Origin of the sequence: Streptomyces sp. NPDC056835, assembly GCF_042789485.1 — a bacterium.
GTDB lineage: Bacteria > Actinomycetota > Actinomycetes > Streptomycetales > Streptomycetaceae > Streptomyces.
Genome location: NZ_JBHUBB010000028.1, coordinates 111,545 through 128,527, shown reverse-complemented (window position 1 = coordinate 128,527; position 16,983 = coordinate 111,545). Strand labels below are relative to the sequence as shown.

Here is a 16,983-nt window from a genome sequence, read left to right as displayed (position 1 = left end):
GTGCCGAGAAGGCACCGCCCCGCTCCCGTACCGCCGTAGGCTCCGCTCCCGAGGCGCGCGTTCAGTCCTCGGAGGAGCCGTCCTCGTCTTCGGGGCGAGTGTCCCGGTCAGGACCCGGCTCCCGGTCAGGATCCGGCTCCCCGTCAGGACCCGTGTCCGGCGCCGGTCCTGAGCCCCGCTCGGGACCCGGACCCTGCTCGGGACCCGGACCCTGCTCGGGACCCGGACCCTGCTCGGGGCCCTTGCCCGTGTCGGGGCCGCCGCGCGGCGGTTTCTGCGGGCGGCGCCGGCCACCCGGCGTGTCGCGCAGATAGGACGGACCCTCACCACTCTCCGTGGCATGGCTTCCGGGCCCCTGGCCGGGATCGCCGTCACGCCGCCGCAGATACCGCTCGAACTCCCGGGCGATGGCCTCGCCCGACGCCTCGGGAAGCTCCGCGGTGTCCCGCGCCTCCTCCAGCGACTGGACGTACTCCGCCACCTCGCTGTCCTCGGCGGCCAGTTGGTCCACGCCCAGCTGCCACGCCCGTGCGTCCTCGGCCAGTTCACCCTGCGGGATCCGGAGACCGATGAGGTCCTCCAGCCGGTTGAGGAGCGCCAGCGTGGCCTTCGGGTTGGGCGGCTGCGACACGTAGTGCGGTACGGCGGCCCACAGACTCACCGCGGGCACACCCGCGTGCGTACAGGCCTCCTGGAGGATGCCGACGATGCCGGTCGGCCCCTCGTACCGGGTCTCCTCCAGGTCCATCGTCCTGGCCAGGTCCGTGTCGGAGGTGACCCCGCTGACCGGCACCGGCCGGGTGTGCGGGGTGTCGCCGAGCAGCGCGCCCAGGATGACCACCATCTCGACGCCCAGCTCATGGGCGAAGCCCAGCAGCTCGTTGCAGAACGAGCGCCAGCGCATGGACGGCTCGATCCCGCGGACCAGCACCAGATCGCGGGGCTTCTCACCGCCGACCCGCACCACGGAGAGCCGGGTGGTCGGCCAGGTGATCTTCCGCAGGCCGCCCTCCAGATAGACCGTGGGCCGGTTGACCTGGAAGTCGTAGTAGTCCTCGGCGTCCAGCGCCGCGAACACCTCGCCCTTCCACTCCCGGTCCAGATGCGCCACCGCGGTGGAGGCCGCGTCGCCCGCGTCGTTCCAGCCCTCGAACGCGGCCACCATGACCGGGTCGATCAGCTCGGGAACCCCGTCGAGCTCGATCACCCAGTGCCTCCTTCCGAAGTTCCCTCTCGTACGCACCAACCTTACGGCTTCACGCCTGCCCGCCCGCAGCCCGTGCCCGGCCGGGTGAACTTCTTCGTACCGGGGCATAGCCCGACGGATCGCGGTCTCGCACTGACGATTCATCCGAGCTGTGATCGTAATTTTCGTTCCAGCCCTGGACGATCGGGCGCCGACGACGCTATACATCGGATGACCAAAAGAGATCCGATGTTCTTTTCAAGGGGCGTGTATGAGTCAGACCGTCACGGGATTCGAGGTTCACGACATCCGCTTCCCGACCTCGGAACAGCTCGACGGCTCCGACGCCATGAACCCCGATCCGGATTACTCGGCCGCCTATGTGGTCCTGCGAACCGACGACGGTGCGGAAGGCCATGGCCTCTGCTTCACCATCGGGCGCGGCAATGACGTCACCGCGGCGGCCATCGGAGCGCTGCGCCACTATGTCGTCGGGCGTCCGGCCCCCCGTACCCCGGCCGATCTCGCCGCGCTCTCCACCGAACTGACCCATGACTCGCAACTGCGCTGGCTCGGCCCGGAGAAGGGCGTGATGCACATGGCGGCGGGCGCCGTCATCAACGCCGCGTGGGATCTCGCGGCCAAGAGCGCGGGCAGACCCGTCTGGGAGTTCCTTGCCGGGATGACGCCGGAGGAGATCGTCTCGCTCGTCGACTTCCGTTATCTGACCGACGCCCTCACCCCGGACGAGGCGCTGGACATCCTGCGTGCCGCCGAGCCGGGGCGCGCCGAGCGCACCGCCCGGCTGCGGGCCGAGGGCTACCCCGCGTACACCACCTCGCCCGGCTGGCTCGGCTACGACGATGCCAAGCTGGTGACGCTCGCCGAAGAGGCGGTCGCCGACGGCTTCGAACAGATCAAGCTGAAGGTCGGCGGCGATCTCGACGACGACATCCGCCGGATGAAGCTGGCCCGCGCCGCCGTCGGCCCCGACATCCGGATCGCCGTCGACGCCAACCAGCGCTGGGACGTGTCCGAGGCGCTGCGCTGGATGTCGGCCCTCGCGCCGTACGAACCGCACTGGATCGAGGAGCCGACCAGCCCCGACGACATCCTCGGCCACGCCGCGATCCGGGCCGGCCAGCCGGTCAAGGTGGCCACCGGCGAGCATGTCGCCAACCGGGTCGTCTTCAAGCAACTTCTCCAGGCCGGCGCCGTCGACTATGTCCAGATCGACGCGGCCCGGGTCGCCGGCGTCAATGAGAATCTGGCGATCCTGCTGCTCGCGGCCAAGTTCGGCGTGCCCGTCTGCCCGCACGCGGGCGGCGTCGGCCTCTGCGAACTCGTCCAGCATCTCTCGATGTTCGACTACGTCGCCGTTTCCGGCAGCCTGGAGGGCCGGGTCATCGAGTACGTCGACCATCTCCACGAGCACTTCGCCGACCCGGCGGTGGTCGTCTCCGCGCGCTATCAGACACCGAGCGCACCGGGCTTCTCCGCCCGGATGCTCCCGGAGTCCATCGCCGCGCACAGCTATCCCGACGGGCCCGTCTGGCAGGCCCGTCGCACGACCGAGGAGGCCGGCGCATGACCGCCGCAGAGGCAGCACAGGTACGGGATTTCGAAGGGCTCGGCGCACTGGTGACCGGTGGCGCCTCGGGGATCGGGGCGGCCATCGCGACGCTGCTGCTCGCGCGGGGCGCCAAGGTCGCCGTACTGGACCGCGAGAGCGCCGGAGCGCCCGCCGGAACGCTGGCCCTCACCGCCGATGTCACCGACGACGCGGCGGTACGGGCGGCCGTGGACGCGGCGGCCGAGGAGTTCGGCGGACTGCACACGCTCGTGTCCAACGCGGGGGTCGGCGCCATCGGCACCGTCGCGGACAACGCCGACGAGGAGTGGCTGCGAGTCCTCGACATCAATGTCCTCGGCATGGTCCGCACCGCCCGGCACGCCCTGCCCCATCTGCGCCGTACGGCCGCCGAGCGGCCCGGCTGCGTCTCGATCACCCAGACCTGCTCGATCGCCGCCACCGCGGGGCTGCCCCAGCGCGCCCTGTACAGCGCCAGCAAGGGCGCGATCCTCTCGCTGACCCTGGCGATGGCCGCCGACCATGTCCGTGAGGGCATCCGCGTCAACTGCGTCAACCCCGGTACCGCCGATACGCCCTGGGTCGGCAGACTGCTCGACCAGGCCCAGGACCCCGCGGCCGAACGCGCCGCCCTCGAAGCGCGCCAGCCCACCGGACGGCTGGTCGGCGCGGACGAGGTCGCCGCCGCCGTCGCCTATCTCGCCAGCCCGGCCGCCGCCGCCGTCACCGGCACGGCGCTCCCGGTCGACGGCGGAATGCAGGGCCTGCGCCTGCGCCCCGCCACCTGAGCCGTACTCACGCACGCATGAGGGACAAAGGACGGGACAATCCATGCCGCGACAGCCTGTGGGACGCCCCCCACTCCGTAGACTCCGTACGACGAGCGCCTCGGCCTGCGCCGTGCTCCTGGCCGTGACCGCCCTGGCGGGCTGCAACCGCGACCAGGGCAGCGACGCGGCCGGCGGTGGCAAGGTCGGTATCGACCTGCCGCGCAGCGACAGCGACTTCTGGAACTCCTATCAGCAGTACGTCGAGCAGGGCGTCAAGGACGGTGAGGTCGACGCGCTCTCCCTGACCAACTCGCAGAACGACATCGGCAAGCTCGTCTCCAACGTCCAGGTCTTCACGGACCAGGGCGCCAAGGCCGTCGTCATGGCGCCGCAGGACACCGGGGCGATCGCCGAGACGCTTCAGACGCTGAGCGAGAAGAAGATCCCCGTCATCAGCGTCGACACCCGGCCCGACAAGGGCGATGTCTACATGGTCGTACGGGCCGACAACCGCGCGTACGGCGAGAAGGCCTGCGACTACCTGGGCAAGCAGCTCAAGGGCAAGGGCAAGGTCGTCGAGTTCCAGGGCGACCTCTCCTCCATCAACGGCCGTGACCGTTCGGAGGCGTTCAAGTCCTGCATGGACCAGAAGTTCCCCGGTATCAAGGTCTTTGAGCTGGCCACCGAGTGGAAGGGCGATGTGGCCTCGGCGAAGCTCCAGTCGACCCTGGCCGCCCACCCGGACATCAACGGCATCTATATGCAGGCGGGCGGCGTCTTCCTCCAGCCGACACTGGCCCTGCTGGAGCAGAAGAAGCTGCTCAAGGCGCCCGGCGAGGCGGGGCACATCACGATCATCTCCAATGACGGCATCCCCGAGGAGCTGGACGCGATCCGGGATGGGAAGATCGACGCCACGGTCTCCCAGCCGGCCGATCTGTACGCCAAGTACGCGCTGTACTGGGCGAAGCAGGCGCTCGCGGGCACCACCCCCAAGGAGGGGCCGACCGACCACGACTCCACGATCATCAAGATCCCGAACGGCTTCGAGGACCAGCTCCCCGCGCCGCTGGTGACCAAGGAGAACGTGGACGACCCGAAGCTCTGGGCCAACCAGCTGGAGAAGAAGAGCTAGCCATGGATCAGCAGCAGCGGGCCCCCGCCGCGGTCCACGCGGAAGGCATCGTCAAGCGCTTCGGTCCCACCGTGGCGCTCGACGGAGTCCGGCTCACCGTACGGCCCGGTGAGTCCCACGCGCTCGTCGGCCGCAATGGCGCGGGCAAGTCCACCCTGGTCAGCGTCCTCACCGGGCTGCACAGACCGGACGCCGGCGAGGTGACCTTCGGCGGCGAGCCCGCGCCCGCCTTCGGGGACACCTCGGCCTGGCAGTCCAAGGTCGCCTGCGTGTACCAGAAGTCGATGGTCGTGCCCGATCTGACCGTCGCCGAGAACCTGTTCCTCAATGACTACGGAGTGCGGGGATCCGGGTCGGGCGGGCGGCGCCTCATCAGCTGGCGGGGGCTGCGCAAGCAGGCGCGCGAACTGCTCGCCGGGTACGGGGTCGAGGTCGACCCCGACGCCCGCGCCAAGGATCTCCCCGTCGAGCAGCGGCAGTTCGTCGAGATCGCCCGTGCGCTGTCCTTCGGCGCCCGGCTCATCATCCTGGACGAGCCCACGGCGCAGCTCGACGCGCGCGGCATCCAGCGGCTCTTCGACAAGCTGCGGGAACTGCGCGGCCAGGGCGTGGCGTTCCTCTTCATCTCCCACCATCTCCAGGAGGTGTACGAACTGTGCACCACCGTCACGGTCTACCGGGACGCCCGCCATGTGCTGAGCGCTCCGGTCGCCGAGCTGTCCAAGGCGGACCTGGTGACGGCGATGACCGGCGAGTCCGCGGGGACGGCCACCGCCTGGCACGCCGCGCGCGCGGACACGACGGATCCGCAGGACGCGGCGGACGCGAAGGACCCGGCCGCCGAGCCCGTACTCAAGGCCGAAGCGCTGGCGCTGGAGGGCGAGTTCGAGCCGCTGGATCTGGCCGTACGGCCCGGTGAGGTGCTTGGCCTGGCCGGAGCCGCGGCCAGCGGCAACACCGCGCTCGGCGAGACGCTCGCCGGGATGCGTACGGCGACCTCGGGACGGATCTCCGTACGCGGCCGTACGGTGAGGCCGGGCAGCGTTCCGCACGCGCTGGACGCGGGCATCGGCTACATCCCCGAGGACCGGCACCGCCAGGGGCTCGTCCTGGACCGCAGCGTCGCCGAGAACGCCACCCTCACGGTCACCGACCAGCTCGGCCCGTGGGGGACCGTACTGCCCTCCCGGACCAGGGAGTTCGCCAGAGCCATGATCAAGTCGCTGGACATCAAGACCCAGGGCCCGGAACAGCCGGTCTCCGGGCTGTCCGGCGGCAACCAGCAGAAGGTCGTCGTCGCCCGCGCCCTGGCGCGCGGACCCAGCGCGCTGATCGCGCTGCGGCCCACCGCGGGCGTCGATGTCAAGTCGAAGGACTCGCTGCTCGGCGTGGTGCGCAGAGTGGCGGACGAGGGCAGCGCGGCCGTGATCGTCTCGGACGAGCTGGACGATCTGCGGGTGTGCGACCGGGTACTCGCCCTGTTCCACGGGCGTGTGGTGGCTTCGTTCGGAAGTGGGTGGACCGACCGGGAACTGGTCGCCGCCATGGAAGGTGTGGGGGAGCGGGAATGACCGAGACGATGCGTCCGCCGGTGGCCGAGGAGGCCGACGGCGCGAGCCCGCTGAACCGGCTCCGGCTCATCCGGTGGAGCGACTTCTCCCTGGTGCCGGTGATCCTGGTGCTGATGGTGATCGGCTTCATCGTCTCGCCGGTCTTCCTCACCTCCAGCAATCTGATCAGCGTCGTCCAGCAGTCCTCGGAGCTGAGTCTGCTGGTGCTCGGCCAGGCACTGATCCTGATCTGCGGCCGGATGGACCTCTCGCTGGAGTCGACGATCGGGATCGCGCCGGTCATCGCCATGTGGCTGGTCCTGCCCTCCGAGGGCGGCCGGTTCGCCGGGCTCGACCTGCTGCCGGTCTGGATGGCCATCCCCGCCTGTCTGCTGGTCGGTATGGCCATCGGCGTGGTCAACGGCTTCCTGATGCTGAAGCTGCGCGTCAACGGCTTCATCGCCACCCTCGGCATGCTCACCATGCTGCGCGGACTCCATATCGGCATCACCGAGGGCAAGTCGATCACCGATGTCCCGGAGTCCTTCCGGTACTTGGGCAAGACCGACTGGCTGGGCGCCCCCGCCGCCGTCTGGATCTGTCTGGCGCTGTTCGCGATCGGAGGTGCGGCGCTGGCCTGGCTGCGGCACGGCCGTTCGCTGTACGCCATCGGCGGCAACCCGGAGGCGGCCCGCGCCGCCGGGATCAGGGTGGACCGGATCACCTGGATCGTGCTCGCCATCGGCGGGCTGCTCGCGGCCTTCGCGGGCATCCTCTACACCGGCCACTACGGCTCGGTCGCGGCCACCCAGGGCAATGGCTGGATCTTCCAGGTCTTCGCCGCCGCGGTGATCGGAGGCATCAGCCTGAAGGGCGGGCGCGGCACGCTCTTCGGGGCGCTGACGGGGGTGCTGACCCTTCAGCTGGTGGTCAATGTGATGACGCTCGGGGGCGTGCCCGCGCTCTGGAACCAGTTCCTGAACGGCGCGATCATCATCGTCGCGCTGGTCATCTCGCGCTTCGCGAGCGGCGAGAAGCAGGACTGACCGACCCATGGGGCCCGCCCCCCGAGGCGGGCCTCATGCGAGACCTCAGAGGGCGGACCTCAGAGGGCGGACCTCAGAGGGTGGATCTCAGCCACATCTCCACACTCGCGATATGGACCGTCGCCCAGGACCGGGCCGCTTCGGCGTCCCGGTCCCTGAGCGCCGCCAGGATCGCCCGGTGCTCGTGGAGCGTACGGCTGACCGCGTCCTCCTGGGTCAGCCCGCGCCAGATCCTGGCCCGGGTGGTGGGCCCGGAGAGCCCGTCCAGGAGCGAGCAGAGCACCGAGTTGCCCGACGACTGCACGATCCCCCGGTGGAACTCCAGATCGGCGGCGACCAGCTGCTCCACCGAGGGCCGTTCCCCCAGAGCGTCCAACTGGTCGCTCAGCACGTCGAGTTCGGCCTCGGTTATCCGGGCGCTCGCCATCGCGGTGGCGGCCGGCTCCAGGATGCGCCGTACGGCCAGGAACTCCAGCACCGTGTCGTCCCGGTGAAAGTCCACGACGAAGCTGAGCGCTTCCAGCAGCAGCTGGGGATCGAGGCTGGTGACATACGTGCCGTCGCCCTGCCGTACGTCGAGGATGCGGATCAGCGACAGGGCGCGCACCGCCTCGCGCAGCGAGTTGCGGGACAGCCCCAGCTCGGCGGCGAGCTCGCTCTCCTTGGGGAGGCGGTCGCCCGGGCGCAGCGCGCCGGAGACGATCATTCCCTTGATCTTCTCGATGGCCTCGTCGGTGACAGCCATGGGCGACCTCCATACATCCGATGTATCGGCCCCCATTATGCGTCCCCGAACGCCGAGGAGGGGCACTCCCCGGCGGGGAGCGCCCCTCGACTCGTACGGATGTGCCTTCAGCGCTCGGCGAGCAGTGTCTCGACGCGGGAACGGATGTCCTCCGTGTCCAGGCCGCGGATCGTCAGTGTCGTACGGCGGCGCAGTACGTCGTCCACCGTCTCGGCCCACTCGTGGTCCCGGGCGTAGACGACCTGTGCCCAGATCTCCGGGGCGTCCGGGTGGATCCGCTCGCTCAGCGCCGGGTACTCGTTCGCCAGCCGCACGATGTCGAAGGCCAGCGAGCCGTAGTGGGTGGCGAGATGACGGGCGGTGTCCACCGCCATCGACGGGCCCGTGCCGCCGCCGTCGATCAGCAGCCGGTGCGCGACCGCGTTCGGGCTGGCGATCCCGGGCAGCGGCAGCTTCTTCGGCAGCCGGGAGACCGGCTCCATGCCCTCGCCGAGCGGATGACCGGGCAAGGACTCCAGCTTGGCGAGCACCGTACGGCCGATATGGCGGAAGGTCGTCCACTTGCCGCCGGCGACCGACAGCATGCCGCCGCGGCCCTCGGTCACCACCGTCTCGCGCTTGGCCTTGGAGGTGTCGCCGGGGCCACCGGGCAGTACGCGCAGACCCGCGAAGGAGTAGGTGATCAGATCACGGGTCAGCTGCTGGTCGCGGACCGAGAACGCCGCCTCGTCCAGGATCTGGTGGATGTCCTTCTCATTGACCGCGACGTCCCCGGGCTCGCCCTCGTACTCCTCGTCCGTCGTACCGAGCAGCAGCATGTCCTCCCAGGGGAGGGCGAAGGTGATGCGGTACTTGTCTATCGGGGTCGCGAGCGCGGCCTTCCACGGGGCGGTACGCCTGAGCACCAGATGCGCGCCCTTGGAGAGCCGGATGGACGGCGCCGCGTCCGGGTTCTCCATCTTCCGCAGATGGTCGACCCAGGGTCCGGTGGCGTTGAGTACGAGCCGGGCGTCGACGCCGAACTCCGTACCGTCCATCCGGTCCCTGAGATCGGCGCCGGTCACCCGCCCCTGGGTGAAGCGCAGTCCGGTGACCTCGGCGTGGTTGAGGACGGTGGCGCCCGAGTCGACGGCCGCCCGGACCGTCATCAGCGCCATCCGTGCGTCGTTCATCTGGTCGTCCCCGTAGACGGCCACGGCCTTCAGATTGTCCGTACGCAGTTCGGGCACGGCCTGCCGTGCCCTGGCCGGGCTGATCACATGGCCGACGCCGTCACCGAACGCGGAGAGCGCGGAGTAGGCGAAGACGCCCGCGCCGAGCTTCGCCGCGCCGTGCGGCCCGCCTTTGTAGACCGGCAGATAGAAAGTGAGCGGATTGGCCAGATGCGGTGCCACCTGCCGGGACACCGCACGGCGCTCGAAGTGGTTCTCCGCCACCAGCTTGACCGCGCCGGTCTGCAGATAGCGCAGCCCGCCGTGGAGCAGCTTCGAAGAGGCGGACGACGTGGCGCCGGCGAAGTCGCCGCCGTCCACCAGGGCCACCCGCAGTCCCGACTGGGAGGCGTGCCAGGCGGTGGAGATGCCCAGAATGCCGCCGCCGATCACCAGGAGGTCGTACGTCGCGTTGGACAGTTGATCCCGGGTCTCGGCGCGGGTCGGCAGGGAACCGCCGGCCGGGTGCGTCCCCAGTGCGGGAACGCGCTGCAGGGTGCTCATTGTTCACTCCTCTTCGGATCTCACCGGCTCACCGGCGAGTGAGCTGACGGGTAGTCAGCTGCTGTCGTCGTCGAGCCAGCCCATGGTGCGCTCGACTGCCTTGAGCCAGTTCTTGTACTCACGGTCGCGGGTGTTCGCGTCCATCCGGGGCGTCCACTCGGCGGCCCGGCGCCAGTTGGCGCGCAGCGCGTCGGTGTCCGGCCAGAAGCCCACGGCCAGCCCCGCGGCGTAGGCGGCGCCGAGGCAGGTCGTCTCGGCGACCATCGGGCGCACCACGGGTGCGTCGAGGACATCCGAGAGCGTCTGCATCAGCAGATTGTTGGAGGTCATCCCGCCGTCGACCTTGAGCGAGGTCAGCTCGACGCCGGAGTCCTTGGTCATGGCGTCGCTGATCTCACGGGTCTGCCAGGCCGTGGCCTCCAGTACCGCGCGGGCGATATGCGCCTTGGTCACATAGCCGGTCAGACCGGCGATCACACCGCGGGCGTCGGGACGCCAGTGCGGCGCGAAGAGACCGGAGAAGGCGGGGACGAAGTACGCGCCGCCGTTGTCCTCGACCGACGACGCCAGGGTCTCGATCTCGGCCGCCGAGTTGATCAGTCCCATCTGGTCGCGCATCCACTGCACCAGCGAGCCGGTCACGGCGATGGAGCCCTCCAGCGCGTACACCGCCTGCTGGTCCCCGATGCGGTAGCCGACGGTCGTCAGCAGGCCGTTGTACGAGTTGACCGGCTTGTGCGCGGTGTTCATCAGCATGAAGGTGCCGGTGCCGTACGTCGACTTGGCCTCGCCCTCGGCGAAACAGGTCTGGCCGAACAGCGCCGCCTGCTGGTCGCCGAGCGCGGAGGCGACCGGGATGCCGTGCAGAGCGCCGCCCTTGGCGTTTCCGTACACCTCGGCGGAGGAGCGGATCTCCGGCAGGATCGCGGCCGGGACCCCCATCGAGTCCAGGATCTTCGGGTCCCACGCCATGGTGTGCAGATTCATCAGCATCGTGCGGGAGGCGTTGGTGACGTCCGTGACATGCACCCCGCCGTCGGTGCCGCCGGTCAGATTCCAGATGACCCAGGAATCCATGGTTCCGAAGAGGATGTCGCCGCGTTCCGCGCGCTCGCGAAGCCCCGCGACATTGTCGAGCAGCCAGCGGGCCTTCGGCCCCGCGAAGTAGCTCGCCAGCGGCAGACCCGTCTCGCGGCGGAAGCGGTCCTGGCCGACATTGCGGCCGAGTTCCCGGCAGAGCGCGTCGGTGCGGGTGTCCTGCCAGACGATGGCGTTGTGGACGGGCTCGCCGGTGTTCCTGTCCCAGAGCAGGGTGGTCTCGCGCTGGTTGGTGATGCCGATGGCCTTGACATCGGCGGAGGTGATGCCCGCCTTCTCGATGGCACGGGCCACGACTTCCTGGACGTTTGTCCAGATCTCCTTGGCGTTGTGTTCCACCCAGCCCGGCTTGGGAAAGATCTGCTCGTGCTCCTTCTGGTCGACCGCGACGATACGGCCGTCCCGGTCGAAGACGATGCAGCGGCTGGAGGTGGTGCCCTGGTCGATGGCCGCGATGAACGGCCCCGTCCCGTGGGAGGAGGTTCCGGTGGTGGTGGTGTCGCTCACGGTGTCTGCTCCTGTTCGATGCGGGGGTGAAGGGGGCTTGGAGGCCGCGCACCTCGGCGGGGCGGCGTCGCGTGCCGATGGGCGCGACCTCTTACGCGAGGGCCCAGTTGTAGTAACCGCCCGCCAGTGCCGCGCCGATCAGGGGCGCGACCACCGGGATCCAGGCGTACGTCCAGTCGGAGCCGCCCTTGTTCGGCAGCGGCAGGAGCGCGTGCACGATCCGGGGCCCGAGGTCCCGGGCCGGGTTGATGGCGTACCCGGTCGGGCCGCCCAGCGAGAGACCGATGGCCACCACGACGAACGAGGTGATCAGGACACCGAGGGTGCCGAGGCCATTGCCCGAGTTGTTCAGACCCTGCGTGAGGATCGCGATGACCAGGACGAATGTGGCGATGATCTCCGTCAGTACGTTCTGCAGTACGTTACGGACCTCGGGTCCGGTGGAGAAGACACCGAGCACCGGCCCCGCCTTGGGCGCCGACTTCTGGTCGACGAGCCCTTCGACCGCGGGCTGCGCCGCGAGGATGTCCGGGTCGGTCAGATGAGCCTTGAACTGGCCCATGTAGGCCACCCACACCAGGAAGGCGCCGATCATCGCGCCCAGCATCTGGGAGCCGATGTAGAGCGGGACATCGCCCCACTTGACACCGCCCTCGATCGCGAGACCCACGGTGAGCGCCGGGTTGAGCAGAGCGCCGGAGAGGGGAGCGGACATATACGCGCCGACCATGACGGCGAAACCCCAGCCGAAGCTGATGGCGAGCCAGCCCGCGTTCTGTGCCTTGGAACGCTTGAGAACGACGCCTGCGACCACGCCGCCACCGAGGAGGATCAGCAGGGCGGTGCCCGTGACCTCACCTATGAAGATGTCGAAGTTGGACACCCGAGACTCCTTCGTCCAGGGAAAGACAAACCGCCGGCTCACACCAGTGGTCCGCGCCCTCGGGCGAGGGCTACCGGCCCTTGGCGTTGTCACACACTAACTCGTATTGCCGGTAAGTGTTCGACAATGCCGACCGTTGAACGGCAGTTTTGTCCTGTGGTGCAGCGTCGTCAAGGGTTCAGTGGCCGAAACCTCGATCAGTACCGATGATCCGGCATTCGGTTCAAAACCGCCCGGCGCCGATGTCCCTGGAAACCGCGCGGGCGCATTCACGGACCGCCGCGACCAGTTCGGAGCGCAGTTCGCCGGCCGGGCACAGCCGCTCGACCGCGCCGGTGATGGCGATGGCGCCCACCGGCATCCGCCGCCGGTCATGAATGGGGGCGGCAACCGCGGCCACGCCCTCCCAGGTCTCCTCGATGTCGGCGGCCCAGCCGCGCGCCCTGGTCAGGTCGAGCACCGATTCGAACTCCGCCAAATCGGTGATGGTCCGCGAGGTGAAGTCCGTACGTTCGCCCTCCACCGCCTCGGTGTGCGCCACCGGGTCGTACGCCGAGAGCACCTTCCCCAGCGCGGTGGAGTGCAGCGGCTGCATGGCGCCCACCTCCAGCACCTGCCTGCTGTCGTCCGGGCGGAAGACATGGTGGACGATCAGGACGCCCTGCTGGTGCACCACCCCCAGGTGGACGCTCTCGCCGCTCGACCTGGCCAGATCGTCCGTCCACACCAGGGCGCGGGAGCGCAGCTCGTGCACGTCCAGATAGCTGTTGCCCAGGCGCAGCAGCTCGGCCCCCAGCTGATAGCGGCCCGAGGCGGCGTCCTGTTCGACGAAGCCCTCCGCCTGGAGTGTGCGCAGGATGCCGTGCGCGGTGCCCTTGGCCAGCCCGATCGAGGAGGCGATCTCGGACAGGCCGAGCCGGCGCTCACCGCCCGCGAGCAGCCGCAGCATCGCCGCCGCCCGTTCCAGCGACTGGATGTTCTTCGCCATCGGACCCGGACCTCCACTACGTTCGACAATGCTGAACACTATCGGTCGATGCCGACCTTCTCTCTCCATCGAGAGGATCTGTCAAGACCGCGCGCCCCGGATCTTCCCGTGGACAGGATGCCGTCCGTCCGCTGGGATGCCGCACCGTAATGGGGCCCGCCCGGCTACCCTGGCCGGGTGCGCCCTCCATACAGCGGGCGCAAAGCCGACAGCCGTCGCAGCCCCGGGAGTACTTTCATGGCCTCGTCGCCGAGCACCTCCACCGACAGCCGGACCCGTATCGAAGCCCTCCGTGAGGCGCTTGCCACCCGCGTGGTGGTCGCCGACGGTGCGATGGGCACGATGCTCCAGGCACAGGATCCGACGATGGAGGACTTCCAGAACCTGGAAGGCTGCAACGAGATCCTGAATGTGACCCGCCCGGACATCGTCCGCTCGGTTCACGAGGAGTACTTCGCGGTCGGTGTCGACTGCGTGGAGACGAACACCTTCGGTACGAACTACGCGGCCCTCGCGGAGTACGACATCCCCGAGCGGGTCTTCGAGCTCGCCGAGTCCGGCGCCCGGATCGCCCGGGAGGTCGCGGACGAGTTCACCGTCTCCACCGGACAGCAGCGCTGGGTCCTGGGCTCGATGGGGCCGGGTACGAAGCTGCCGACCCTGGGCCACGCCCCGTATCTGACCCTGCGCGACGCCTACCAGCAGAACGCCGAGGGCATGATCGCGGGCGGCGCCGACGCGCTGCTGGTGGAGACCACGCAGGACCTGCTCCAGACCAAGGCCGCCGTCCTCGGCGCCCGCCGCGCGCTGGCCGCCACCGGAACGAACCTGCCGATCATCTGCTCGGTCACGGTCGAGACGACCGGCACGATGCTCCTCGGCTCGGAGATCGGCGCGGCCCTGACCGCGCTGGAGCCCCTGGGCATCGACATGATCGGGCTGAACTGCGCCACCGGCCCGGCCGAGATGAGCGAGCACCTGCGCTATCTCGCCCGGCACTCCCGGATCCCGCTCTCCTGCATGCCCAACGCCGGCCTTCCGGTCCTCGGCAAGGACGGAGCGCACTACCCGCTGTCGGCCGGTGAGCTGGCCGACGCCCAGGAGACCTTCGTCCGCGAGTACGGCCTGTCGCTGGTGGGCGGCTGCTGCGGTACGACGCCCGAGCATCTGCGCCAGGTGGTCGAGCGGGTGCGCGGCCAGGAGCTCACCGAGCGCCGGCCGCACCCCGAGCCGGGCGCCGCCTCCCTCTACCAGACGGTGCCGTTCCGCCAGGACGCCTCGTATCTGGCGATCGGCGAGCGGACGAACGCGAACGGCTCGAAGAAGTTCCGCGAGGCCATGCTGGAGGGCCGCTGGGACGACTGTGTGGAGATGGCCCGCGACCAGATCCGCGAGGGCGCCCATCTGCTGGACCTCTGCGTCGACTATGTCGGCCGGGACGGCGTCGCCGACATGGCCGAGCTGGCGGGCCGCTTCGCCACCGCCTCCACGCTGCCGATCGTGCTCGACTCCACCGAGCTGCCCGTTCTGCGGGCCGGCCTGGAGAAGCTCGGCGGCCGGGCCGTGATCAACTCCGTCAACTACGAGGACGGCGACGGCCCCGAGTCCCGCTTCACGAAGGTCACCGAGCTGGCCAAGGAGCACGGCGCGGCGCTCATCGCGCTGACCATCGACGAGGAGGGCCAGGCCCGTACCGTCGAGCACAAGGTCGCCATCGCCGAACGGCTGATCACCGACCTCACCACGAACTGGGGCGTCCACGAGTCGGACATCCTCATCGACTGTCTGACCTTCACGATCTGCACGGGCCAGGAGGAGTCGCGGGGCGACGGCATCGCCACGATCGAGGCGATCCGCGAGCTCAAGCGCCGCCACCCCGAGGTGCAGACCACGCTGGGGCTGTCCAACATCTCCTTCGGCCTCAACCCGGCCGCCCGTATCGTCCTGAACTCGGTCTTCCTCGACGAGTGCGTCAAGGCCGGACTGGACTCGGCGATCGTGCACGCCTCCAAGATCCTGCCGATCGCGCGTCTGGAGGAGGAGCAGGTCAAGGCCGCGCACGACCTGATCTACGACCGGCGGAGCGAGGGCTACGACCCGCTCCAGAAGCTCATGGAGCTGTTCGAGGGCGTCAACGCCAAGTCGATGAAGGACGGCAGGGCCGAGGAACTGCTCGCCCTGCCGCTGGACGAGCGCCTTCAGCGCCGCATCATCGACGGCGAGAAGAACGGCCTGGAGGCCGATCTGGACGAGGCCCTGGAGACCCGGCCCGCGCTGGACATCGTCAACGACACCCTGCTGGAGGGCATGAAGGTCGTCGGCGAGCTGTTCGGCTCCGGCCAGATGCAGCTGCCGTTCGTGCTCCAGTCCGCCGAGGTCATGAAGACCGCGGTCGCCCATCTGGAACCGCACATGGAGAAGAGCGACGACGAGGGCAAGGGCACCATCGTGCTCGCCACCGTCCGCGGCGACGTCCATGACATCGGCAAGAACCTCGTCGACATCATCCTCTCCAACAACGGCTACAACGTGGTGAATCTGGGCATCAAGCAGCCCGTCGCCGCGATCCTGGAGGCCGCCGAGGAGCACCGGGCGGATGTCATCGGCATGTCCGGTCTGCTGGTGAAGTCGACCGTGATCATGAAGGAGAACCTGGAAGAGCTCAACCAGCGTCGGATGGCCGCCGATTACCCGGTGATCCTCGGAGGCGCGGCGCTGACCCGGGCCTATGTCGAGCAGGATCTGCACGAGATCTACGAGGGCGAGGTCCGCTACGCGCGCGACGCGTTCGAGGGACTGCGGCTGATGGACGCGCTGATCGCCGTCAAGCGCGGCGTCCCGGGCGCCGTCCTGCCCGAGCTGAAGCAGCGCCGGGTCAAGGCCAGGCCGGCCACGGAGATCGAGGAGCGGCCGGAGGAGGGCGCGGTCCGCTCGGACGTCGCCGTCGACAATCCGGTCCCCACGCCGCCGTTCTGGGGCACCCGCGTCGTCAAGGGCATCCAGCTCAAGGAGTACGCGTCCTGGCTGGACGAGGGCGCGCTCTTCAAGGGCCAGTGGGGCCTGAAGGAGGCCCGCAAGGGCGGCCCCAGCTACGAGGAGCTGGTGGAGAGCGAGGGCCGGCCCCATCTGCGCGGCTGGCTGGAGCAGATGCACACCCAGAACATGCTGGAAGCCGCCGTCGTGTACGGCTACTTCCCCTGCGTGTCCAAGGGCGACGACCTGATCCTGCTGAACGACGACGGTTCCGAGCGCACCCGCTTCACCTTCCCGCGCCAGCGCCGTGGCCGGCGCCTCTGCCTGGCGGACTTCTTCCGCCCGGAGGAGTCGGGCGAGACGGATGTGGTCGGCCTCCAGGTCGTCACCGTCGGTTCGAAGATCGGCGCGGCGACCGCCGAGCTGTTCGAGGCCAACGCCTACCGCGACTATCTGGAGCTGCACGGGCTCTCCGTCCAGCTCGCCGAGGCGCTCGCCGAGTACTGGCACGCCCGGGTCCGCTCCGAGCTGGGCTTCGCCGGCGAGGACCCGGCCGAGGTCGAGGACATGTTCGCCCTGAAGTACCGGGGCGCCCGATTCTCGCTCGGCTACGGCGCCTGCCCCGACCTGGAGGACCGCGCGAAGATCGCGGAGCTGCTGGAGCCCGAGCGCATCGGGGTCCAGCTCTCGGAGGAGTTCCAGCTCCACCCCGAGCAGTCCACCGACGCCATCGTGATCCACCACCCCGAGGCCAAGTACTTCAACGCGCGCTGAGGCCTCGACCGGCGCGCGCCGG

General features: G+C 69.5%; 12 protein-coding genes. 6 read left to right on the top strand and 6 right to left on the bottom strand.

Going from position 1 to position 16,983, the window contains the following annotated elements; genetic code table 11:
- Positions 1-61 precede the first annotated feature (61 nt).
- Positions 62-1,207, bottom strand: a complete 1,146-nt coding sequence (locus tag ACFRMN_RS28440) for a PAC2 family protein (RefSeq protein WP_383024426.1) — start codon at positions 1,205-1,207, stop codon at positions 62-64.
- 250 nt (positions 1,208-1,457) lie between these two features.
- Between ACFRMN_RS28440 and ACFRMN_RS28435 the strand changes: the two genes are divergently transcribed.
- Genes ACFRMN_RS28435 through ACFRMN_RS28415 form a run of 5 tightly spaced genes read left to right on the top strand, consistent with a single transcriptional unit; the run spans position 1,458 to position 7,278 of the window.
- Positions 1,458-2,777: an enolase C-terminal domain-like protein gene (locus tag ACFRMN_RS28435; protein ID WP_383024423.1), complete on the top strand. Its 1,320-nt coding sequence runs from the start codon at positions 1,458-1,460 to the stop codon at positions 2,775-2,777.
- Positions 2,774-3,565: an SDR family NAD(P)-dependent oxidoreductase gene (locus tag ACFRMN_RS28430; protein ID WP_383024421.1), complete on the top strand. Its 792-nt coding sequence runs from the start codon at positions 2,774-2,776 to the stop codon at positions 3,563-3,565. Before ACFRMN_RS28435 ends, ACFRMN_RS28430 begins: the two co-directional genes overlap by 4 nt.
- A gap of 43 nt (positions 3,566-3,608) precedes the next feature.
- Positions 3,609-4,682: a sugar ABC transporter substrate-binding protein gene (locus tag ACFRMN_RS28425; RefSeq protein ID WP_383024418.1), complete on the top strand. Its 1,074-nt coding sequence runs from the start codon at positions 3,609-3,611 to the stop codon at positions 4,680-4,682.
- A gap of 2 nt (positions 4,683-4,684) precedes the next feature.
- The gene (locus ACFRMN_RS28420; RefSeq protein WP_383024415.1) at positions 4,685-6,253 is read left to right on the top strand and encodes a sugar ABC transporter ATP-binding protein; all 1,569 of its coding nucleotides are present in this window, start codon (positions 4,685-4,687) and stop codon (positions 6,251-6,253) included.
- Entirely contained in the window at positions 6,250-7,278 is a 1,029-nt protein-coding gene (locus tag ACFRMN_RS28415; protein ID WP_383024413.1) for an ABC transporter permease, read from the top strand. The genes ACFRMN_RS28420 and ACFRMN_RS28415 overlap by 4 nt, the downstream gene beginning before the upstream one ends.
- A 73-nt stretch (positions 7,279-7,351) precedes the next feature.
- Here the strand turns inward: ACFRMN_RS28415 and ACFRMN_RS28410 are convergent, their stop codons facing one another.
- The 5 genes from ACFRMN_RS28410 to ACFRMN_RS28390 all read right to left on the bottom strand — a co-directional run bounded on the left by ACFRMN_RS28410 (position 7,352) and on the right by ACFRMN_RS28390 (position 13,214).
- Positions 7,352-8,023, bottom strand: a complete 672-nt coding sequence (locus ACFRMN_RS28410) for a FadR/GntR family transcriptional regulator (protein WP_383024410.1) — start codon at positions 8,021-8,023, stop codon at positions 7,352-7,354.
- 107 nt (positions 8,024-8,130) lie between these two features.
- Entirely contained in the window at positions 8,131-9,738 is a 1,608-nt protein-coding gene (locus ACFRMN_RS28405; protein ID WP_383024408.1) for an FAD-dependent oxidoreductase, read from the bottom strand.
- Between the two features lie 54 nt (positions 9,739-9,792).
- On the bottom strand, positions 9,793-11,343 hold the full coding sequence (glpK, locus tag ACFRMN_RS28400) for a glycerol kinase GlpK (protein WP_383024405.1): 1,551 nt from the start codon (positions 11,341-11,343) through the stop codon (positions 9,793-9,795).
- A gap of 91 nt (positions 11,344-11,434) precedes the next feature.
- Positions 11,435-12,226: an MIP/aquaporin family protein gene (locus ACFRMN_RS28395; protein ID WP_383024402.1), complete on the bottom strand. Its 792-nt coding sequence runs from the start codon at positions 12,224-12,226 to the stop codon at positions 11,435-11,437.
- A 223-nt stretch (positions 12,227-12,449) separates the two neighbouring features.
- Positions 12,450-13,214: an IclR family transcriptional regulator gene (locus tag ACFRMN_RS28390; RefSeq protein WP_383024399.1), complete on the bottom strand. Its 765-nt coding sequence runs from the start codon at positions 13,212-13,214 to the stop codon at positions 12,450-12,452.
- A gap of 237 nt (positions 13,215-13,451) precedes the next feature.
- On the opposite strand from ACFRMN_RS28390, the gene metH reads away from it, so the two are divergent.
- Entirely contained in the window at positions 13,452-16,961 is a 3,510-nt protein-coding gene (gene metH, locus ACFRMN_RS28385) for a methionine synthase (protein ID WP_383024396.1), read from the top strand.
- Positions 16,962-16,983 lie beyond the last annotated feature (22 nt).